The 17,438-nt window shown below is 69.9% G+C and carries 18 protein-coding genes; 14 read left to right on the top strand and 4 right to left on the bottom strand.

Translation table 11 applies throughout. The annotated features are described in order from the left end of the window. Window positions 1-11: 11 nt before the first annotated feature. The 5 genes from NFR49_RS06505 to NFR49_RS06525 are packed head-to-tail and all read left to right on the top strand — an operon-like array spanning window position 12 to window position 4,719. Window positions 12-629, top strand: coding sequence for a QueT transporter family protein (locus NFR49_RS06505; RefSeq protein WP_251158799.1), 618 nt, complete (start codon window positions 12-14; stop codon window positions 627-629). Continuing rightward, complete coding sequence (locus NFR49_RS06510) at window positions 626-1,900, top strand: glycosyltransferase (protein WP_251158800.1); 1,275 nt, start codon at window positions 626-628, stop codon at window positions 1,898-1,900. Before NFR49_RS06505 ends, NFR49_RS06510 begins: the two co-directional genes overlap by 4 nt. Beyond that, window positions 1,900-3,294 carry a sensor histidine kinase gene (locus NFR49_RS06515; RefSeq protein ID WP_251158801.1) on the top strand — a complete coding sequence of 465 codons (1,395 nt, stop codon included), beginning with the start codon at window positions 1,900-1,902 and terminating at the stop codon, window positions 3,292-3,294. Before NFR49_RS06510 ends, NFR49_RS06515 begins: the two co-directional genes overlap by 1 nt. A gap of 51 nt (window positions 3,295-3,345) precedes the next feature. Beyond that, window positions 3,346-4,068 (top strand): LytR/AlgR family response regulator transcription factor, encoded by a 723-nt coding sequence (locus tag NFR49_RS06520; protein ID WP_251158802.1) that lies wholly within the window; start codon window positions 3,346-3,348, stop codon window positions 4,066-4,068. 27 nt (window positions 4,069-4,095) lie between these two features. Beyond that, window positions 4,096-4,719, top strand: coding sequence for a metallophosphoesterase family protein (locus NFR49_RS06525; protein ID WP_251158803.1), 624 nt, complete (start codon window positions 4,096-4,098; stop codon window positions 4,717-4,719). A 51-nt stretch (window positions 4,720-4,770) separates the two neighbouring features. Here the strand turns inward: NFR49_RS06525 and NFR49_RS06530 are convergent, their stop codons facing one another. Together NFR49_RS06530 and trxA are read right to left on the bottom strand one after the other, a co-directional pair. Continuing rightward, window positions 4,771-5,583 carry a phosphatase PAP2 family protein gene (locus NFR49_RS06530; protein WP_251158804.1) on the bottom strand — a complete coding sequence of 271 codons (813 nt, stop codon included), beginning with the start codon at window positions 5,581-5,583 and terminating at the stop codon, window positions 4,771-4,773. A 175-nt stretch (window positions 5,584-5,758) separates the two neighbouring features. Then, on the bottom strand, window positions 5,759-6,079 hold the full coding sequence (trxA, locus tag NFR49_RS06535; protein ID WP_135977929.1) for a thioredoxin: 321 nt from the start codon (window positions 6,077-6,079) through the stop codon (window positions 5,759-5,761). A gap of 164 nt (window positions 6,080-6,243) precedes the next feature. Between trxA and NFR49_RS06540 the strand changes: the two genes are divergently transcribed. The 7 genes from NFR49_RS06540 to NFR49_RS06570 all read left to right on the top strand — a co-directional run bounded on the left by NFR49_RS06540 (window position 6,244) and on the right by NFR49_RS06570 (window position 13,592). Beyond that, window positions 6,244-6,798, top strand: coding sequence for a hypothetical protein (locus tag NFR49_RS06540; protein WP_251158805.1), 555 nt, complete (start codon window positions 6,244-6,246; stop codon window positions 6,796-6,798). Between the two features lie 134 nt (window positions 6,799-6,932). Further along, window positions 6,933-8,630 carry a glucose-6-phosphate isomerase gene (gene pgi / locus NFR49_RS06545; protein WP_251158806.1) on the top strand — a complete coding sequence of 566 codons (1,698 nt, stop codon included), beginning with the start codon at window positions 6,933-6,935 and terminating at the stop codon, window positions 8,628-8,630. A gap of 192 nt (window positions 8,631-8,822) precedes the next feature. Beyond that, window positions 8,823-9,485: a cyanophycin synthetase family protein gene (locus NFR49_RS06550; RefSeq protein WP_251158807.1), complete on the top strand. Its 663-nt coding sequence runs from the start codon at window positions 8,823-8,825 to the stop codon at window positions 9,483-9,485. Window positions 9,486-9,638: 153 nt separating this feature from the next. Beyond that, the gene (locus NFR49_RS06555) at window positions 9,639-10,064 is read left to right on the top strand and encodes a YtxH domain-containing protein (protein ID WP_251158808.1); all 426 of its coding nucleotides are present in this window, start codon (window positions 9,639-9,641) and stop codon (window positions 10,062-10,064) included. A gap of 169 nt (window positions 10,065-10,233) precedes the next feature. Beyond that, window positions 10,234-11,241, top strand: coding sequence for a PRC-barrel domain-containing protein (locus NFR49_RS06560; protein ID WP_251158809.1), 1,008 nt, complete (start codon window positions 10,234-10,236; stop codon window positions 11,239-11,241). A gap of 55 nt (window positions 11,242-11,296) precedes the next feature. Then, on the top strand, window positions 11,297-12,853 hold the full coding sequence (locus tag NFR49_RS06565) for a polysaccharide deacetylase family protein (RefSeq protein WP_251158810.1): 1,557 nt from the start codon (window positions 11,297-11,299) through the stop codon (window positions 12,851-12,853). Between the two features lie 7 nt (window positions 12,854-12,860). Continuing rightward, a complete protein-coding gene (locus NFR49_RS06570) occupies window positions 12,861-13,592 on the top strand; it encodes a GntR family transcriptional regulator (RefSeq protein WP_251158811.1) in 732 nt (243 codons plus the stop codon). A 110-nt stretch (window positions 13,593-13,702) separates the two neighbouring features. Here the strand turns inward: NFR49_RS06570 and eda are convergent, their stop codons facing one another. Together eda and NFR49_RS06580 are read right to left on the bottom strand one after the other, a co-directional pair. Further along, window positions 13,703-14,350 (bottom strand): bifunctional 4-hydroxy-2-oxoglutarate aldolase/2-dehydro-3-deoxy-phosphogluconate aldolase, encoded by a 648-nt coding sequence (gene eda / locus NFR49_RS06575; RefSeq protein ID WP_251158812.1) that lies wholly within the window; start codon window positions 14,348-14,350, stop codon window positions 13,703-13,705. Between the two features lie 2 nt (window positions 14,351-14,352). Next, window positions 14,353-15,318, bottom strand: coding sequence for a sugar kinase (locus tag NFR49_RS06580; protein WP_251158813.1), 966 nt, complete (start codon window positions 15,316-15,318; stop codon window positions 14,353-14,355). A 365-nt stretch (window positions 15,319-15,683) separates the two neighbouring features. Between NFR49_RS06580 and NFR49_RS06585 the strand changes: the two genes are divergently transcribed. Both NFR49_RS06585 and NFR49_RS06590 read left to right on the top strand, forming a co-directional pair. Then, window positions 15,684-16,445 (top strand): SDR family NAD(P)-dependent oxidoreductase, encoded by a 762-nt coding sequence (locus NFR49_RS06585; RefSeq protein WP_251158814.1) that lies wholly within the window; start codon window positions 15,684-15,686, stop codon window positions 16,443-16,445. A 38-nt stretch (window positions 16,446-16,483) separates the two neighbouring features. Next, window positions 16,484-17,434 carry a C-terminal binding protein gene (locus NFR49_RS06590; protein WP_251158815.1) on the top strand — a complete coding sequence of 317 codons (951 nt, stop codon included), beginning with the start codon at window positions 16,484-16,486 and terminating at the stop codon, window positions 17,432-17,434. The last annotated feature ends 4 nt before the right edge of the window (window positions 17,435-17,438 follow it).

Consider the following 17,438-nt stretch of genomic DNA (forward strand, 5'->3'; position numbering starts at 1 on the left):
GGGGGGATTCCATGGGCCGGAGACCCAGCGCGACCATGAGCCCTGCGACCATGGCCCGCATCGCCATGATCGCGGCGCTCTACGGGGCGGCGACCCTGTTCTGCATGCTGTTCATGGGCGGCCTTGCCTGGGGGCCGGTGCAGCTGCGCCTCTCCGAGGCTCTCTGCGTCCTGGCGCTCTTCACCCCCGACGCCATACCGGGCCTCGCCCTGGGCTGCGCCGTGGCCAACGGCGCCAACATCGTGCTCGGCGGCACCGGCACGCTCGGGCTCCTCGACGTCGTGTTCGGGTCCGCCGCTACGGCCGTCGGCGCCTGGGTCATGTGGCGCTGGAGGTCGCGGCCGTCGCTGGCCGTCCTCGGCCCCGTGGTGGCCAACGGGCTCATCGTCCCCGCCTACCTGCCCCTGCTCCTGGCGGGTCTGGGCTTCTACACCGTCCCGTTCACGTCGATCTCGCTCGAGGGGGCGTGGCCGGCCATGTACCTCTTCGGCCTGGTGTGCACCTCCGTGGGCGAGGCCGTGGTCATGTACGTCCTGGGGCTGCCCCTGTACCGCGCACTCGAACGCACGCCCCTGCCGGCGATGCTCGCCGGCGGCACCGACCCGCGCCCGATGGGAGGAACCCGGTGAACCCCGTCATCGTCATCCCGAGCTACTGGACCACCTCCGAGGAGGTCGTGGGCACCTACGACCACGCCACCCCCGTGGACGCCCCCGAGCCCGAGCTCGCGCGCTGCCTGGAGTCCCTGGAGCAGGTGCGGGGCGTCATGCGGACCGTGGTCCTGCTCGTGGCCCCGCCTGAGGCCGCGGAGGCCGCCCGCTCGCGCGTGGACGCCATCTGCGCCGAGCACCCCAACCTCACGCCGCTCGTGGTGGGCGCGCCCGAGGCCCGCACGGTGCAGAACGCCGTCATCGCCGCCGCGCCCCGCCTGAGCGGGGAGACCGTGAGCCTGCGCGGCTACGGCGCCATCCGCAACCTCGGCCTCATGGTGGCCACCATCCTCTCCCACGACGTCGTGGTCTTCCTCGACGACGACGAGGTGGCCCTCGGCCCCGACTTCCTCGTGGAGGCGGTCTACGGCCTGGGCCAGCTCACCCGCCAGAACCTCCCGGTGGCGGCCAAGAGCGGCTTCTTCATCGACGCCGAGGGGTCCTGCCTTGCCAACGAGAGGCTCCCCTGGTACGACCGCGACTGGGACAAGAACATCGGCTTCAACCGCTGGATGAGGACGGCCCAGGAGGGCACGCGCATCTCGCGCTCCAACTTCGCCTGCGGCGGGTGCATGGCCATCCACGCCGAGGCGTTCTCCCAGGTGGCCTTCGACCCCTACATCACCCGCGGCGAGGACATGGACTACCTCTTCAGCCTGCGGCTCTACGGCATGGATATGTGGTTCGACAACCAATGGTGCGTGCGCCACCTGCCGCCGTCGACGCCGCGGCCGGCCAACCGCTTCAAGCAGAACGTCTTCCGCTGGCTCTACGAGCGCGCCAAGCTTGCCCATGCGGCCACCAAGCAGGACCTCAGCCAGGTCACCCCGGAGTCGCTCATGCCCTACCCGGGGCCGTGGGTCTCCGACGACCTCGACCGCCGTATCCGCAGCACCGCGCTGCGACGGGCCGTCGGCACCCGCGACCACGCCGAGTACCTGGCCGTCTGGTCCTCCGGCTACCGGGAGGCCCTTCAGAACGCCGAGCGCAACGCCCGCTCGTACCTCTCGTTCATGTCGTGGTGGCCCGCCATCGTCCAGCACCTCTGGGGCGAGCGCGACCTCGCGGCGTGGCTCGTGGACCACGGCACGCCCCCCGGCGTCGCGGCCTACAACCCCTACGTCGGCGACGGTCCCTCCACCGCGGCCGCCACGGGCCCGGTGGGCACCGGCGAGGGGGCGCCCTCCTGATGGCGCGACGCGACGGCCAGCACCACTACCTGGACAACTTCATCACCATCATCCTCGCCCTCTGCGTGTTCACCATGCTGATCCTCCTGGTGTGGGGCCTCGCCAAGGGCGAGCCTGTAGTGGCGGCCATCTCGGGCGTGGGCATCGTCGTGGTGATCTTCGCCGGCGCCGGCGCCTCGGGCGCCCCCGACTCCCTGCGATCCCAGGCCACCGAGCGCACCCTGCGCACGGCCTCCACCACCCTCGAGTACCTGCGCGGGGGCCTCACCATGGAGGGCTGCCGCGCCGTGTGCCAGCTCCTGCTCCCCGAGACCTGCGCCATGGCCGTGGCCATCACCGACCACGAGCGCGTCATGGCCTACGTGGGCGAGTACGAGGAGGACTTCCCGCCGGGCAGCCTCATCTCCACCCAGGCCACCCGCGACGTGCTGGCCAGCGGCCGCATGCAGACCTTCTCGCTCGTGCGGCGCATCGACGAGGACGCCATGGCCAACCTCGACGCCGGCAGCCGCCTGCGCCTCATGGGCTTCATGCCGGCCGGTATCGTGGTGCCCCTCTCGGTGCGCGACCAGACCATCGGCACCCTCAAGTTCTACTACCGCGACTACAAGGACATCGACCACACCCAGTACGCCGTGGCCGAGGGCTTCGGCGAGCTGCTGGGCACCCAGCTGTCCTTCTACGAGCTCGAGCGCCAGGCCCAGCTCACGGCCCAGGCCGAGGTCAAGGCGCTCCAGGCCCAGATCAACCCGCACTTCCTGTTCAACACCCTCAACACCATCGCCGCCTTCACGCGCACCGACCCCATGCGGGCCCGCTCGCTGCTCAGGGAGTTCGCCACGTTCTACCGGCAGACGCTGGAGAACTCCGACTCCCTCATCCCGCTGGGGCGCGAGATCGAGCAGACGCGCCGCTACCTCACGTTCGAGCACGCCCGGTTCGGCGAGGACCGCATCGTGGAGGTGGAGCACGTCGACCCCGACTGCCGGGCCGTGATGGTGCCCGCCTTCATCGTCCAGCCCATCGTGGAGAACGCGGTGCGCCACGCCATGCGCGAGGAGGGGGTGCTGCACATCGACATCCACGTGACCCGCGAGGACGGAGACGTGCTCATCGCCGTGGCCGACGACGGCGTGGGCATGGAGCAGGCGGCCGTGGACGCCATGCTCGCCAAGGCCGAGGGCTTCTCCACCGAGGAGAAGGGCACCGGCATCGCCCTGCGCAACGTCGCGGAGCGGCTGGAGCGCTTCTTCGGCGTGGGGTCGGGCGTGGACATCGTGAGCCGCCCCGACGAGGGCACCGTCGTCACGCTGCGCCTCGCCGCGGTGGAGGGCCCCGAGCCGGATGCCCCCGACGCCCTGGAGGGCGCCGGAATTGGCAACGGGGGGCAATAACCCCTAAACTCGGTGGCGGAGACCCTGTCCCTTGTACCGCGAGGTGATTCCATGCTCAGTGCGATGATCGTAGACGACGAGGCCCCTGCCCGTTCCGAGCTCCGCTACATCCTGGAGGAGACCGGACGCATCGACGGCATCGACGAGGCCGCCAGTGCCCGCGAGGCCGTGGAGAAGATCATCGAGAACCGTCCCGACGTCCTGTTCCTGGACATCTCCATGCCCAAGACCACCGGCATGCAGCTGGCGGAGGCCCTCCACAAGCTCAAGAACCCGCCCGCGGTGGTGTTCGTCACCGCCTACAGCGAGTACGCCGTCAACGCCTTCGACGTCGACGCCGTGGACTACCTCATGAAGCCCGTGGAGACCGAGCGCCTGGGCACGGCGCTCGACAAGGTGGAGGCCCGCGCCGTCCCGGCCGCCCCCGCCTCCCACACCCCGCAGGAGCGCATCCCCGTCGAGAAGGGCGGCCGCAAGGTGCTCGTCCCGGTGGACCAGATCCGCTACATCGAGGCCAAGGACGACTACTCCTGCATCTACACCGACAACGACCGGTTCCTCTCCACCATCTCCCTCGCCCAGCTCGAGAACCGCCTGGCCCCCCACGGGTTCTTCCGCGTGCACCGGGGCTACATCGTCAACCTCGAGCATGTGGAGGACGTCGAGGTGGTTTCCAGCGGCATCCTGCAGCTGGGCCTCGACGGCATCCCCGACAAGAAGATCTCCGTCTCGCGCCGCCGTGTGGTCCAGCTCAAGCGCGCCCTGGGCATCTAGGACCGGCACCGACAAGGAGGCACCCCTTTGCGCGAGATCCGCGTCGACATCGTCAGCGACACCCACGGCCTGATCACCGACGAGCTGCGTCACGAGCTCGCGGGGGCCGACGTCATCGTCCACGCCGGCGACATCACGTCGTCCTCCGACTACGCCCTGCTCAAATCCATCGCCCCGGTGCACCTGTGCCTGGGCAACAACGACTACACGGGCCAGTACGGCCCCGACATCAAGCGCAAGATGCGCTTCTCGGTGGACGGGGTCCGCTTCGAGGTGGCCCACTACCGGGACAAGCTCACGCCGGCCGCCGCCGACGTCTGCGTCTTCGGCCACACCCACCGCCCCTCCATCGAGCGCTCGCCCGAGGGCGGACAGGTGCTCCGCCGCCGGCGCGGCCGCACCGTGGGCGACCACGTGAACGTCACGGCGCTCCAGGACGGCTCCGAGCTGCTCTCACGGCCCCAGGCCGTGGACGACGAGCCCGGCGCGTGGCTCATCAACCCCGGTAGTCCCACGCTGCCCCGCACGAGCCTGGGCCCCACCATGGCGAGGCTCTGGGTGCGCGACGGCCTCGTGGAGGACCCCCAGATCATCCAGCTCCCCCTGAGCGAGGCCCAGGCGTCGAGCCCCTGGTTCTTCATGGGGATGTAGGCGGCTGCAGGAACGCGACGGACCCGAGGGGCCGCCGGGCGGGCAACCCGCTCAGCGGTCCCTCTCCGTGCGCCGGTGCCTGGGCTCGGGCGGTACGTCGGGCGTGGTGTTCCACATGGCCGTGTCCATGGTGGGGTCGGGGCGCGCGGCCTTCTCGGGCGCGATGCGCGCGGCCAGGGCCGAGCTGTGGCGCGGGTTGGCGGGCTTGGGCAGGAAGAGCGGGGCCACGACGCGGGTGTAGAACGCCAGCCACACGAGCGAGACGCAGAAGCCGGCCACCACGTCGCTCGCGTAGTGGACGCCCAGGTAGATGCGGGAGAAGCCCACCATGAAGATGACGGCGCCAAAGAACAGGCTCCAGAGCACGCGCATGGTGCGGTCGCGCTCGTAGCGCCAGATCATCCACACCAGCAGCCCGAAGAACGCCATGGACACCATGGAGTGGCCGCTCGGGAAGCTGTAGCCCACCTCGGAGATGAGGCGGAAGCCGTCGGGACGGGGCCGGTGCACGATGTACTTGAGCAGCTCGTTCAGGGCCACCACGAGCACGAGGTTGAGGGCGCAGCACCAGCCGGGGCGCCGTCCCGGGGCGAAGGCCGCCACGATGACCAGCATCACCAGCAGCGGGACCGGCGCGGCCAGGTTGGTGACGCTCGTCATGACGGGCGTGAGCCAGTCGGTGCGCATGTGGAGCACCACGAGCCAGTAGGCCAGCTGGTCCATGCGCACGATGTCCGAGAAGAGCACTTCCTCCAGGATGGCGATCAGGACGATGAGGGCGAGGCACACCACGATGGTGCGCCAGTGGTTGCGGCACAGCCCGGCGAACCTGGCGGTCCACGGGGTGCGGTGGCTCTGGGGCAACGGTGGCTCCTTCCTTGCGTGCCGTTCCGGCTCGTGGTGATTATGGCCCTGTGGCCCCCGGGCGGCCCCGGGGTTTCCCCTGTCTTTCAGAGATGTCATCTCTCCGGGGTTCCGGGTCATGAAAAAAGGCGCCCCGCCGCCGGCAGGGCGCCTCGACCGTTGTGGGGCGCGGGCCTTACAGGTACTTGGCGATCTCCTGGGCGAGGACGTCGCGGGGCTGGGCACCCACCATGGTGTGCACCGGCTTGCCGTCCTTGAACAGGATGAGCGTGGGGATGGACATGACCTGGAAGCGCACGGCCAGGTCCTGGTTCTCCTCGACGTTCACCTTGCAGACGTCAAGGACGTCGGCCATCTGGTCGGCGAGGTCCTCGACGATGGGGGAGAGCATGCGGCAGGGGCCGCACCAGCTGGCCCAGAAGTCCACGAGGACGGGCTTCTGCGCGTTGTTGATGGTCTCGTCGAAGTTCGCGGCGTTGAGCTCTTTGGCTGCCATGACAACCTCCTCGGTAAGGACGGGCACCGCGGGCGCCCGTCGCGCTGTGTTCTTGGGGGTGTCTACCCCGGACCACCCTCTTGCGATACCGTGGACGTGCCGGGGGCGCCGGCCCATCTCCGGCTCTCCACGAACCGGCGGCCGGCACGGGGCGAGGAGGGTCCATGGAAGACACCCGGGGCAAGGTCCGCTCCCAGTACGGGGCCAAGGCGCGCGAGGAGCTCGCGGCCCTCGAGGCCGCCGGCGCCGTGCTGGCGGGCAACGCCTACTCGAGCGTCCTGCTCGTCAAGGGCGAGCCCGGCCCGGCCGAGCGCTCCGGCGCGCCGCTCCTCTCGGGCCCCGACGGCACGGCGCTGAGGAGCGCCCTCGCGGCCCTGGGCTACGCCCCGGAGGACTGGTGCGCGGCGGCCGCGTGGGACCGCACGGGCGCCCCGGTGACGGCGGGGCTCATGGACCTCGTGGTCTCGACCCTCTCCCCGCTCACCGTGGTGGTGCTCGACGAGGCGGGCAGCGCGGCGGTGCGCGACGCCCTGGCGGCCGACCTCGTGGGGCTTGCCTCCATCGAGGAGGCCATGCTCAGCCCCGGGTGGCCGGTGCGCGCCCGGGGCATGCGCGTCATGGCCCTCGGCGGCTTCGAGGCCGCCCTCGACGACCCCGGGCGCAAGCGCGTCATGTGGGAGCGCCTCAAGCAGCTCCCCCCGCTCGACCAGCCGTTCTGAGGCCCCGCCCGACGCCCGCGGTTTTGTAAAAAACATATGAGTGCCCACAGGCCGTCCGGCGCGCCACCTTTGGAGTAGGCTGAAGAAAACGAGTGCGCGGGGGCCTTGCGACCCGCGGAGAGAAGGGAACAGCCATGGCCATGCCCAAGCCCGTCGACGTCACCGAGACCCCCGAGTGGGCCGCCCTCCAGGAGCACTTCGACCGCCTCCAGGAGGAGGGTGTCTCCCTCAAGAGATGGTTCGCCGACGACCCCGGCCGCGTGGCGTCCATGACCTTCGACGTCGAGGACCTGCGGTTCGACCTCTCCAAGAACCTCGTGACCGAGGAGACCCTCGACCTCCTCGTCAAGCTCGGCCGCGCCGTCGACCTCGAGGGGCGCTTCCGCTCCATGGTCCGCGGCGAGCACATCAACACCACCGAGGACCGCGCCGTGCTCCACACCGCCCTGCGCCGCCCCAAGGAGCAGTCCGGCTCCTTCGTGGTGGACGGCCAGGACGTCGTGGCCGACGTCCACGAGACCCTCGCCTCCATCTACGACTTCGCCGACAAGGTGCGCTCCGGCGCCTGGACCGGCGTCACCGGCCGCCCCATCGAGACCGTGGTGAACATCGGCATCGGCGGCTCCGACCTCGGCCCGGCCATGGCCTACGAGGCCCTCAAGGTCTACGCCGACGCCGGCCTCACCGCCCGTTTCGTGAGCAACATCGACCCCAACGACATGGCCGAGAAGACCCGCGGCCTCGACCCCGAGACCACGCTGTTCATCGTGGTCTCCAAGACCTTTACCACCCTCGAGACCATCACCAACGCCCGCGAGGCCCGCACGTGGCTCCTCGATGCCCTGCGCGACGCCGGCGCCATCGACGGCTCCGAGGACGCCGCCAAGGAGGCCGTGTCCCGCCACTTCGTGGCCGTCTCCACCAACCTCGAGCTGGTGGAGGAGTTCGGCATCGACCCCAAGAACGCCTTCGGCTTCTGGAACTGGGTCGGCGGCCGCTACTCCGTTGACTCCGCCGTGGGCACCATTCTCGCCGTGGTGCTCGGCCCCGAGCGCTTCCAGGACTTCCTGGCCGGCATGCACGCCATGGACCACTACTTCGCCCACACGCCCCTCGAGGAGAACGCCGTCGCGCTCATGGGCCTCATCAACGTGTGGTACGTGGACTTCTTCAAGAGCTACAGCCACGCCGTGCTGCCCTACAACCAGTACCTCTCCCGTTTCCCGGCCTACCTCCAGCAGCTCACCATGGAGTCCAACGGCAAGTCCGTGCGCTGGGACGGCACGCCCGTTGACTGCCACACCGGCGAGGTCTTCTGGGGCGAGCCCGGCACCAACGGCCAGCACGCCTTCTACCAGCTGCTGCACCAGGGCACCTCGATGATCCCGGCCGACTTCATCGCCTTCGTCAACACGCCCAACCCCACCCGCGACGGCGAGCAGGACGTCCAGGAGCTCTTCCTCGGCAACTTCCTGGCCCAGACCAAGGCCCTGGCCTTCGGCAAGACGGCCGACGAGGTGCGCGCCGAGGGCACGCCCGAGGAGATCGTGCCCGCCCGCGTCTTCGAGGGCAACCGCCCCTCCACGTCCATCTTCGGCGTGGCCCTCACGCCCTTCTCCCTGGGCGAGCTCATCGCGCTCTACGAGCACATCACCTTCGTCGAGGGCACCGTCTGGGGCATCGACTCCTACGACCAGTGGGGCGTCGAGCTGGGCAAGCAGCTCGCCAAGCAGATCACCCCGGCCCTCTCGGAGTCCGACGCGGCCCTCGCCGAGCAGGACGCCTCCACCCGGAGCCTCATCGAGTTCTACCGCGAGAACCGCACCTGGTAGGGGCCTGCCGCCAGGCACCGCAGCAAACCCGGGACCCCGTCGCACCCTCCCTGCGGCGGGGTCCCTTTGTGCAAGGGGCCGTGGGGCCGCGGTGGGAACCGTCCCGCACCGGGCGGGTCGCCGCCCGCGGCGGGTAGAATGGGAGGAATCCGGGAGCGTCGGACCCGGCGCGCAGTCGACCAAGGAGGCCCCGTGGCACAGCTCATCGACATCCAGAAGGTGGTCGTCGGACCCAAAGACCTCACGGCCACGGTGCGCGTCGCCGAGGGCGCGCCCCTCATGACGAGCGAGGACGTCGAGGCCACGGCCCATGTCTACTGGCTCATGCCCCAGATCGCGTCCCACGCCTGCCTCGGCGACGCCGCCCCCACCTTCCAGGACGTCATGGGCGACACCGAGCTCGCCCACCTGCTCGAGCACGTGACGGTGGAGCTCCTCGCCCGCACGAACATGGCGGGCGACATCGCCTGCGGCCGCACCCGCGCCACGGACGACGGGCGCACCTGGGAGGTCTCGTTCCCGTGCCCCGACGACGTGCTGGTGACCGGCGCCCTGTCGAGCGCCGCGTGGATCCTCCAGTGGGCCTTCGCGGGGGCCAACCCTGCCACCGAGCCCGACGTGGACGCCATCGTGGAGGGCCTGGCCCAGCTCGTGCAGGCCGCCTACGCCACCGCCGGCGACGGGGCGGGGCCCGCCGAGGACGCCGAGGGCGACCCCGAGCCCGCGCCCGAGGCCGTGTCCGATCCCGATTCCGACGGGGACGACGCCGTGGAGGAGGTCGTGGCCGAGGAGGGCCCGGCGGGCGACGCGGTCGCGGGCGCCGTGGCGGAGGGGGCCGAGGGGCCCGTCTCCTGACGCCCCGGCTGTTTATTGTCGGGGAAACGCGCGGCCCTGGGCGTCTGCCGGTAAACCGCGTCTAAACTGGGGTATAGCACCAACTCGAACACGGGCCTCTGTGCCCTCGAAGCAGCATTCGGAAGGCGCGCGGGCGCCAAAGGAGGAAGTGTCATGAGCAACGCTAACGGTGGTCTCGGGTTCGTCTTCGGCGCGGTCATCGGTGCCGGCATCGGTGCGGTGGCCGGCCTGCTTCTGGCCCCCCGCTCCGGCGAGGAGACCCGCGCCATGGCCGCGGACTCCATGAACGACGTGTGGGACAAGGCCGTGGACGCCTACGAGAAGGGCGCCAACCAGGTGGCCAGCAAGATCAACTCCGTGACCCCCACGGTCAACGCCAAGACCGACGAGCTCCGCGCCAAGGTGGACCTCGCCCGCGAGCGTGTGGACCAGCTCCGCTCCACCCTGTCCGACTCCGTGAACCAGGCCTCCGCCAACGTGCAGGACGCCATCAACACGGTGGCCAGCAAGGCCGACGACGCCGCCGAGAAGGCCGAGGCCGCTGCCGCCGACGTCAAGGTGGAGAACGTCGAGGCCTAAGGGCGCCGGCCCAAGGGTGCCCGGCGACCGGGCATGTCCGAGACACCCCGCCGGACCTGTGGCCCGGCGGGTTTTTTCTTGCCGGAACACCGTGGCGGCGGTGTCGCGCACGGCGTCCGGCCGGGTTATGATGGCCACAGTCGCAACGGCTCGAACGATGGGATTGTTGATGCTAACCATGGAGCAGCTCGTGGGCCAGAAGGTGTTCGTGCCCCGTCCCGAGGGCAGACGCACCAAGGCGGACGGCACCCCGGCTCCCCCCAAGCGCATCGGCAAGGTGCACAACCTCGTCTTCTCCCCGGAGGGCACCTCCGTGGTGGGCCTCATGGTCAAGCGCCCCGACGTGGCCGGCATGGTCAAGCGCGACGACCTGTTCGTGGCGCTCGACGCCGTGGGCACGTTCGAGGGCGGCATGCTCGTGGACGAGGCCGGCACGGGCGACGCCGCCGCCAAGGCTCGGGGCCTGGACCTCGACCGCTGCATCATCTGGGGCGGCATGGACGTCGCCACCCGCTCGGGCCGCCAGCTCGGCTACGTGACCGACGTGCAGTTTGACTACGGCACCGGCGCGGTGGACACGGTCTACGTGACCGACGGCGCAGTGGCCGCCTCCATGGTGGGCTCGGTGCCGGTGCCGGGCACCATGCTCGTGGGGTACTCCAAGGGCTTCATGGTGGTGGCCGACGAGGCCGCCGACCTCGCGCTCACCGGCGGCCTGGCTGCCAAGGCGGGGGAGGGCCTCGCCCATGCCAGGATCGCCGGCAAGGAGGCCGCGAGCAAGGCTGGCGCCGCGGCGGGCAAGGCCGTGGACAAGGGCTCGTTCGCCCTCGGCCGCGCCCTGGGCTCGGCCAAGCGCTCCATCGCCGAGGCCATGACCGACGACGGCTCCGACGACCCGCTGCCCAGCGCGGCCGCCGAGGCCGTGCGCGTGGAGGCCCCCGCCGAGCCCAAGGCCGTGGCCGGCGAGGCCGGCGAGCCGCCACTCTACGCCCCCGCGGGCACAGGGGACGCCCCCGAGGCCGCGGCGGCCGACCCGGCCCCCGAGGCGGAGCCCGCCCCCGAGGCCGCCGGGAACGACGCCGCCGCCCGGGCCGCCAAGGCCGTGGGGCGCCAGCTCGGCAAGACCCAGGGGATGTTCAAGTCCTTTCTCAAAGAGTTCGAAGAGGCCAGCAAGTAGCGGGCCCACGCCATAGACGTGGCGCGAGGCCACGGGATCGGAAACGGTGCGTACCATGAAGCACAGCAAAGACAACGACCGGCGCGTGGCGAGCCACATGGCCCGCAAGGCATCGCGTCGCAGCGACGCCCCCGCCCACGCCGCACCGGCCGGGCAGGGGAAGGCCGCCCATCCCGTCAAGGCGGCCGCCGCCAAGGCGCAGCCCGCCGCGGCCCAGAAGCCCGTCACCCGCCCCGCGGTCGAGAACCCCTACATCCCGCCCGCGGAGCCCGCCGCCGGCGCCCAGACCGGCTACCGCGCCCCGGAGCCCAACCCCGTGCTCTCGAGCGACGCCCCCATCGGCCACACCGAGCTCGGCTTCAAGCCCGTGCGCGAGCAGCCCGGCTCGGGCCGGCGCCGCCTCGACCCCAAGAAGCGCAACCGCGCCATCCTCGCGATCGTGCTGGTGTTCGCGCTCATCGGCGCCATGGCGCTCGTCTCGTGGCTCAACCGCAGCGTCACGTTCAGCCTCAACGGGTCCGACGCCACCGTGAAGGTAGGCACCACCATCGAGCAGCTCATGGCCGACAAGGGCCTCTCCTACACCCCCGGCGACATGCTCAGCGTCAAGGGCGAGGTGCTCAAGCAGGGCGAGGGCAACCCCTTCTCGGCCAAGGTGGACGACAGCGACCTCTCCGTGGACGACGCCCGCGCCTACCGCATCCAGGGCGGCGAGACCATCGAGCTGGGCGACGGCACCGACACCACCGAGCCCTACACCACCCAGGTGCAGGAGGAGCAGCCCAAGCTCGTCATGGACGGCACCTGGGGCGCCGTGAGCTACGTGAGCCAGTGGGGCAAGGTGGGCAAGGTGGAGATGCGCACCGGCTCCATCTCCGGCGAGACCGCCCAGGGCGACGTCATCCAGGAGGTCCAGAACTGCGTCATCACCGTCCGCAACGTGGAGCCCAAGGACGGCGAGAAGCTCGTGGCCCTCACCTTCGACGACGGCCCCTCCGAGTACACCCAGAAGTACCTGGACATCCTCAAGCAGTACGACGCCAAGGCCACCTTCTTCAACCTCGGCGAGAACATCGCCAACTACCCCGACCAGGCCAAGGCCATCGTCGACGCCGGCTGCCAGCTGGCCAGCCACACCCAGACGCACCAGCAGCTGCCCACCCTGGGCGCCGAGAAGCTCCAGTCCGAGCTCAAGGCCACGTTCGACGAGATCGAGAAGGCCGCGGGCGTCAAGACCACGGTCATCCGCCCGCCCTACGGCGACTTCAAGGAGCGCACCTGGCTGGAGAGCGGCGGGCTCATGAGCCTCTCGGTGCTCTGGAACCAGGACTCCCTCGACTGGAAGCGGCCCGGCGCCTCCACCATCGTGGACAACTCGCTGGTCAACATCACGCCGGGGTCCATCATCCTCATGCACGACGGTGGCGGGAATCGCGACCAGGACGTGGAGGCGCTGCCCACCATCATCCAGCGCCTCCAGGCCGACGGCTACAAGCTCGTGACCGTCGACGAGCTCCTGGCCAGCGACCCCAACGTGCCCGAGGACATCGCCACCGGCGACGCCACGGTGCCCGAGGGCTGCGTGTGGCCCACCGAGCTCGGCGACGCCTAGGGGCCCCGTGGGTATCGCTCAGCGCATAGAGGCGAGCATCGACGCCGCCTCGTGCATGCACCTGCTCGATCGCGAGCCGCGGGAGCAGGCGGCCGACTGGTGCCACCGGGTGCTGCTCCACAACATCCAGATGCTGTACATGCCGCCGGGCTCCATCCTGCGGGAGCCGGACCTCGCCGCGCGCATGGGGGTGTCCCGGACGCCGGTGCACGAGGCGGTCAAGCGGCTCGTCGAGGCGCACCTGGTCTTCGTGGCGCCCAAGCGGGCCACGTTCGTCTCCCTCATCGACATGGACGTCCACGCCCAGGGGCGCTTCGCCCGCACGGCGGTGGAGCCCCTGCTCATCGCCAAGCTGCAGGGCCGGCTCACGCCCGGGCAGCGCGCCGACTACGAGGCCAACATCGCCCGGCAGGCGGAGATGGCCCGCCTGGGCGCCAACCCGCGCGACGTGGTGACCGTGGACGACGAGTTCCACCACCTGCTCTACACCCACACCGGCAACGAGCTCGTGTGGGAGGCCAACCGCATGGTGTCGGCCCAGTTCGACCGCGTGCGCTACATGGGCCTGGTCCTGGGCTACGAGCGCCTCATGGTGGGGGAGCACGACTTCCTCCTCGACATCCTCGAGACCGGCGACGTTCCCGTGGTGGACATCTACGACATGGTTGACGCCCACCTCAAGGGCTACCGCCGCTTCATCGACCGCCTGGCGGCCGACCACCCCGACTACTTCGCCTAGGGCCGCCGTCGGCGGAGACGGCAAGTAAAGGGGTCGCGCGCATCGTCGGATGCACGCGGCCCCTCGGGTGCCGTCCATGGGTGCGGGGTGTGGCGCCCCGGCCGTGGGGCCTACCCCACCAGCGCGGCGGCCTCGCGCACCAGGCGCTCCACCGTGGCGAAGTCGCCGGCGGCCACCACGTCGGCCGGGGCCACCCAGGTGCCGCCCACGCAGAACACGTTGGGGGCGTCCAGGTACTCGTGGGCGTTGCCCGGCTTCACGCCGCCGGTGCACATGAACTTGACGCCGGGGAAGGGGCCGCTCATGGCGTGGAGCATGGCGGTACCGCCCACCACGGAGGCGGGGAAGAGCTTCACGTGGTCCACGCCCAGGTCGATGGCGCGCACGACCTCGCTCGGGGTGGCGAGGCCCGGCACCACGGGGACCTCGTGGCGCACGCACCAGCGCACGGAGTCCTCGGCGAGGCCCGGGCTCACGATGAACTTGGCGCCGGCCTCCACGGCGGCCTCGGTGGTGGGCACGTCGATGACGGTGCCGGCGCCCACGAGCAGGTCGGGCACCTCCTCGGCCATGCGGCGGATGCACTCGGCGGCGCAGGGCGTGCGGAAGGTCACCTCGGCCGCGGGCAGGCCGCCGGCCACGAGGGCGCGGCCCAGGGGCACGGCGAACTCCGGGTTGTCGATGGTGATGACGGGGATGATGCCGATCTGCTCGAACCGGTCGAGCACGGCGGTGACGGCGGGGTTGTCCTTGTACATGGTTACTCCTTGACGGGGGCGTGGGACGGGTCGGCCATGAAGGCGTCGAGCTGCTCGCGGGTGGGAAGACCCTCGTTGTCGCCACGGCTGGTGAGCTGGATGGCACCGATGGCGCAGCCGCGCGAGACGGCCTGCTCCACGTCCTGGCCCTCGAGCAGGGCCGAGATGACGCCGGCCGCGAAGCCGTCGCCGGCGCCCACGGTGTCCACGATCTCGTCTACCCGGAAGCCGGGCACGTAGCCCTCGCGCCCGTCCTCGCAGGCGTAGTAGGCGCCGTCGGCCCCCAGCTTCACCACCACGAGCTTGGAGCCGGCCTCGAGGTAGCGGGCCGCGGCCTCGCGCTCGTCGCGGGTGCCGAGGAGCACCTCGCACTCGTTGATGCCGGGCAGGAAGATGTCGGACAGGGCCGCCAGGGCGTTGGTGGTCTCGACCATGGTCTGGGTGTCGGGCCAGAGCTGCGGGCGCAGGTTGCAGTCGAACGACACCGTCACGCCGGCGTCCCTGGCCTTGCCCATGAGGTCGAGGGTGGCGGCACGGCAGGGGTCGGAGAGGGCCGGCAGGATGCCGGTGAGGTGCACCATGGCGCACTCGGAGAGGTCGATGCCGGCGAGGTCCTCGGGCGAGAGGGTGCTGGCGGCGGAGCCGGCGCGGAAGTAGTAGATCTCGGGGTCGCCCTCGGTCACCTGGCTTTTGAGCATGAAGCCCGTGTTGCGCTCGTCGGTCTTGATCACCATCTTGGTGTCGATGCCGATCTCGTCCATGGACTTGACGATGCGGGCCCCGAAGGGGTCGGGGCCGAGCTTGGTGAGGAAGGCCGCCTCGTGACCCAGGCGGGTGAGGCCCACGGCCACGTTGAACTCGGCTCCGGCCACGGCGAACGTGTAGCTGCCCACCGAGTCGAGCGGGCCGGGGTTGTCGGCGATGAACAGGCCCATGGGCTCACCCACGAGCAGGACCTTGTCGGACATGGTGCGGCTCCTTTCGCATTGGTGCCCCTCCGGGCTCAGTGCTTATATATTTCCACTCATGGCGGGCGATGGGGACGAGAATCGCGGTTTTTGGCCAATGGACCCCTTTTTTCCGTGAACGTTATCGCGTGAGAACAAACTGAAAGTCCTTGCATCAAGAATCCCATAAAACTACAGTTGAAATGCCGTAAATGCTAGGAATTGTCCAGCATCTATAAACGTAATTGAAAAATATCCCGAACTACCGTCTGCGGGGGGAAATATACCGTCTACCGTCTGAACATCACCTAAGGGGACGGCCATAGAAATATATAACCAGACACCGGGCCTGGCCGACACAGGCCCGCGACCCAGAGGAGGAACAGATGACTTCCCTTTTCGATCTCACCGGCAAGAAGGCCATCGTCACCGGCGGCACCCGCGGCCTCGGCCACGGCATCGCCGAGGGCCTCATGGAGGCCGGCGCCTCCGTCACCATCTTCGGCACCGGCGGGTCCGCCAAGACCGTGGCCGACGAGTTCTGCAAGAAGGGCTTCGACTGCCGCGGCATCATCGTGGACATCGGCGACCGCGTGGCCTGCAAGGAGGCCTACGACGAGGCCGTGGAGGCCATGGGCGGCCTCGACATCCTCGTCAACTGCGCCGGCGTGCAGTCCCGCCACCCCTCCGAGGAGTTCCCCTTCGAGGACTGGGACTGGGTCATCAACGTGAACCTCAACGCCACGTTCGAGCTCTGCCAGCTGGCCGGCAACACCTTCATCGCCCAGGGCCACGGCAAGATCATCAACCTCGCCTCCATGCTCTCCTTCTTCGGCGGCTTCACCGTCCCGGCCTACGCCGCCTCCAAGGGCGCCGTCGCGCAGCTCACCAAGGCCCTCTGCAACGAGTGGGCCTCCAAGGGCATCAACGTCAACGCCATCGCCCCCGGCTACATGGCCACCGACATGAACACCGCCCTCACCGACCCCACGAACCCCCGCTACAAGGAGATCACCGACCGCATCCCGGCCCACCGCTGGGGCACCGGCGACGACATGAAGGGCGCCGCGATCTTCCTGGCCTCCGCCGCCTCCGACTACCTCAACGGCGCGGTCATCCCCGTCGACGGCGGCTACCTCGTCAAGTAATCGCCCCCGAACAAGCCCCCGGAAGGAGCCCTTAGACCATGCAGGTCATCATCACCGACAACGATCACGCCGACATCGACACCGAGCGCCGCATCCTGGAGGAGGCCGGCGTGCCTTTCCGCCTCGAGCAGTGCGTCACCGAGGACGACGTCATCGAGCGCTGTGCCGACGGCGAGATCTTCCTCAACCAGTACGCCCCCATCACCCGCCGCGTGGTGGAGGCCCTGCCCAACCTCAAGCTCGTGGTGCGCTACGGCGTGGGCGTCAACAACGTGGACGTCGAGGCCTGCACCGAGCACGGCGTGCAGGTGGAGAACGTGCCCGACTACGGCATGAACGAGGTGGCCGACCAGGCCATCGCCCTCATGATGGCCCTCCTGCGCAAGGTGGTCCTCATGAACGACTACACCAAGACCGAGGGCTGGGACTACACCCGCTCGGTGCCCGTGCACCGCCTCTCCGAGCTCACCTGCGGCGTCATCGGCCTCGGCCGCATCGGCCGCGAGTTCGCCAAGCGCGCCCACGCCCTGGGCATGAAGGTGATCGGCTACGACCCCTACTTCACCCCCGGCGAGGAGTTCTCCTTCGTGGAGCAGGTGGACCTCGACGACCTCATGGGCCGCTCCGACGTCATCTCCGTGCACTGCCCGCCGGAGCACGCCATGGACATGTTCAACAAGGACGCCTTCGCCCGCATGAAGGACACCGCCTACCTCATCAACGTGGCCCGCGGCGGCATCGTCAACGAGGCCGACCTCGAGGTGGCCCTCACCGAGGGGCAGATCGCCGGCGCCGCCCTCGACTGCATGGAGAACGAGCCCGTGGCCCCGGGCAACCCCCTGTTCGCCCACGAGAACCTCCTCGTCACGCCCCACATGGCCTGGTACTCCGAGGAGGCCGCCGACGAGCTCAACACCAAGGTGGCCGAGGAGGCCGTGGCCTTCGCCTGCGGCGAGCCCATCCGCTACCCCGTCAACCACCTGGACTAACCCC

The sequence above is a fragment of the Caniella muris genome, assembly GCF_943193035.1.
In the GTDB taxonomy this organism is placed as follows: Bacteria; Actinomycetota; Coriobacteriia; order Coriobacteriales; family Atopobiaceae; genus Granulimonas; species Granulimonas faecalis.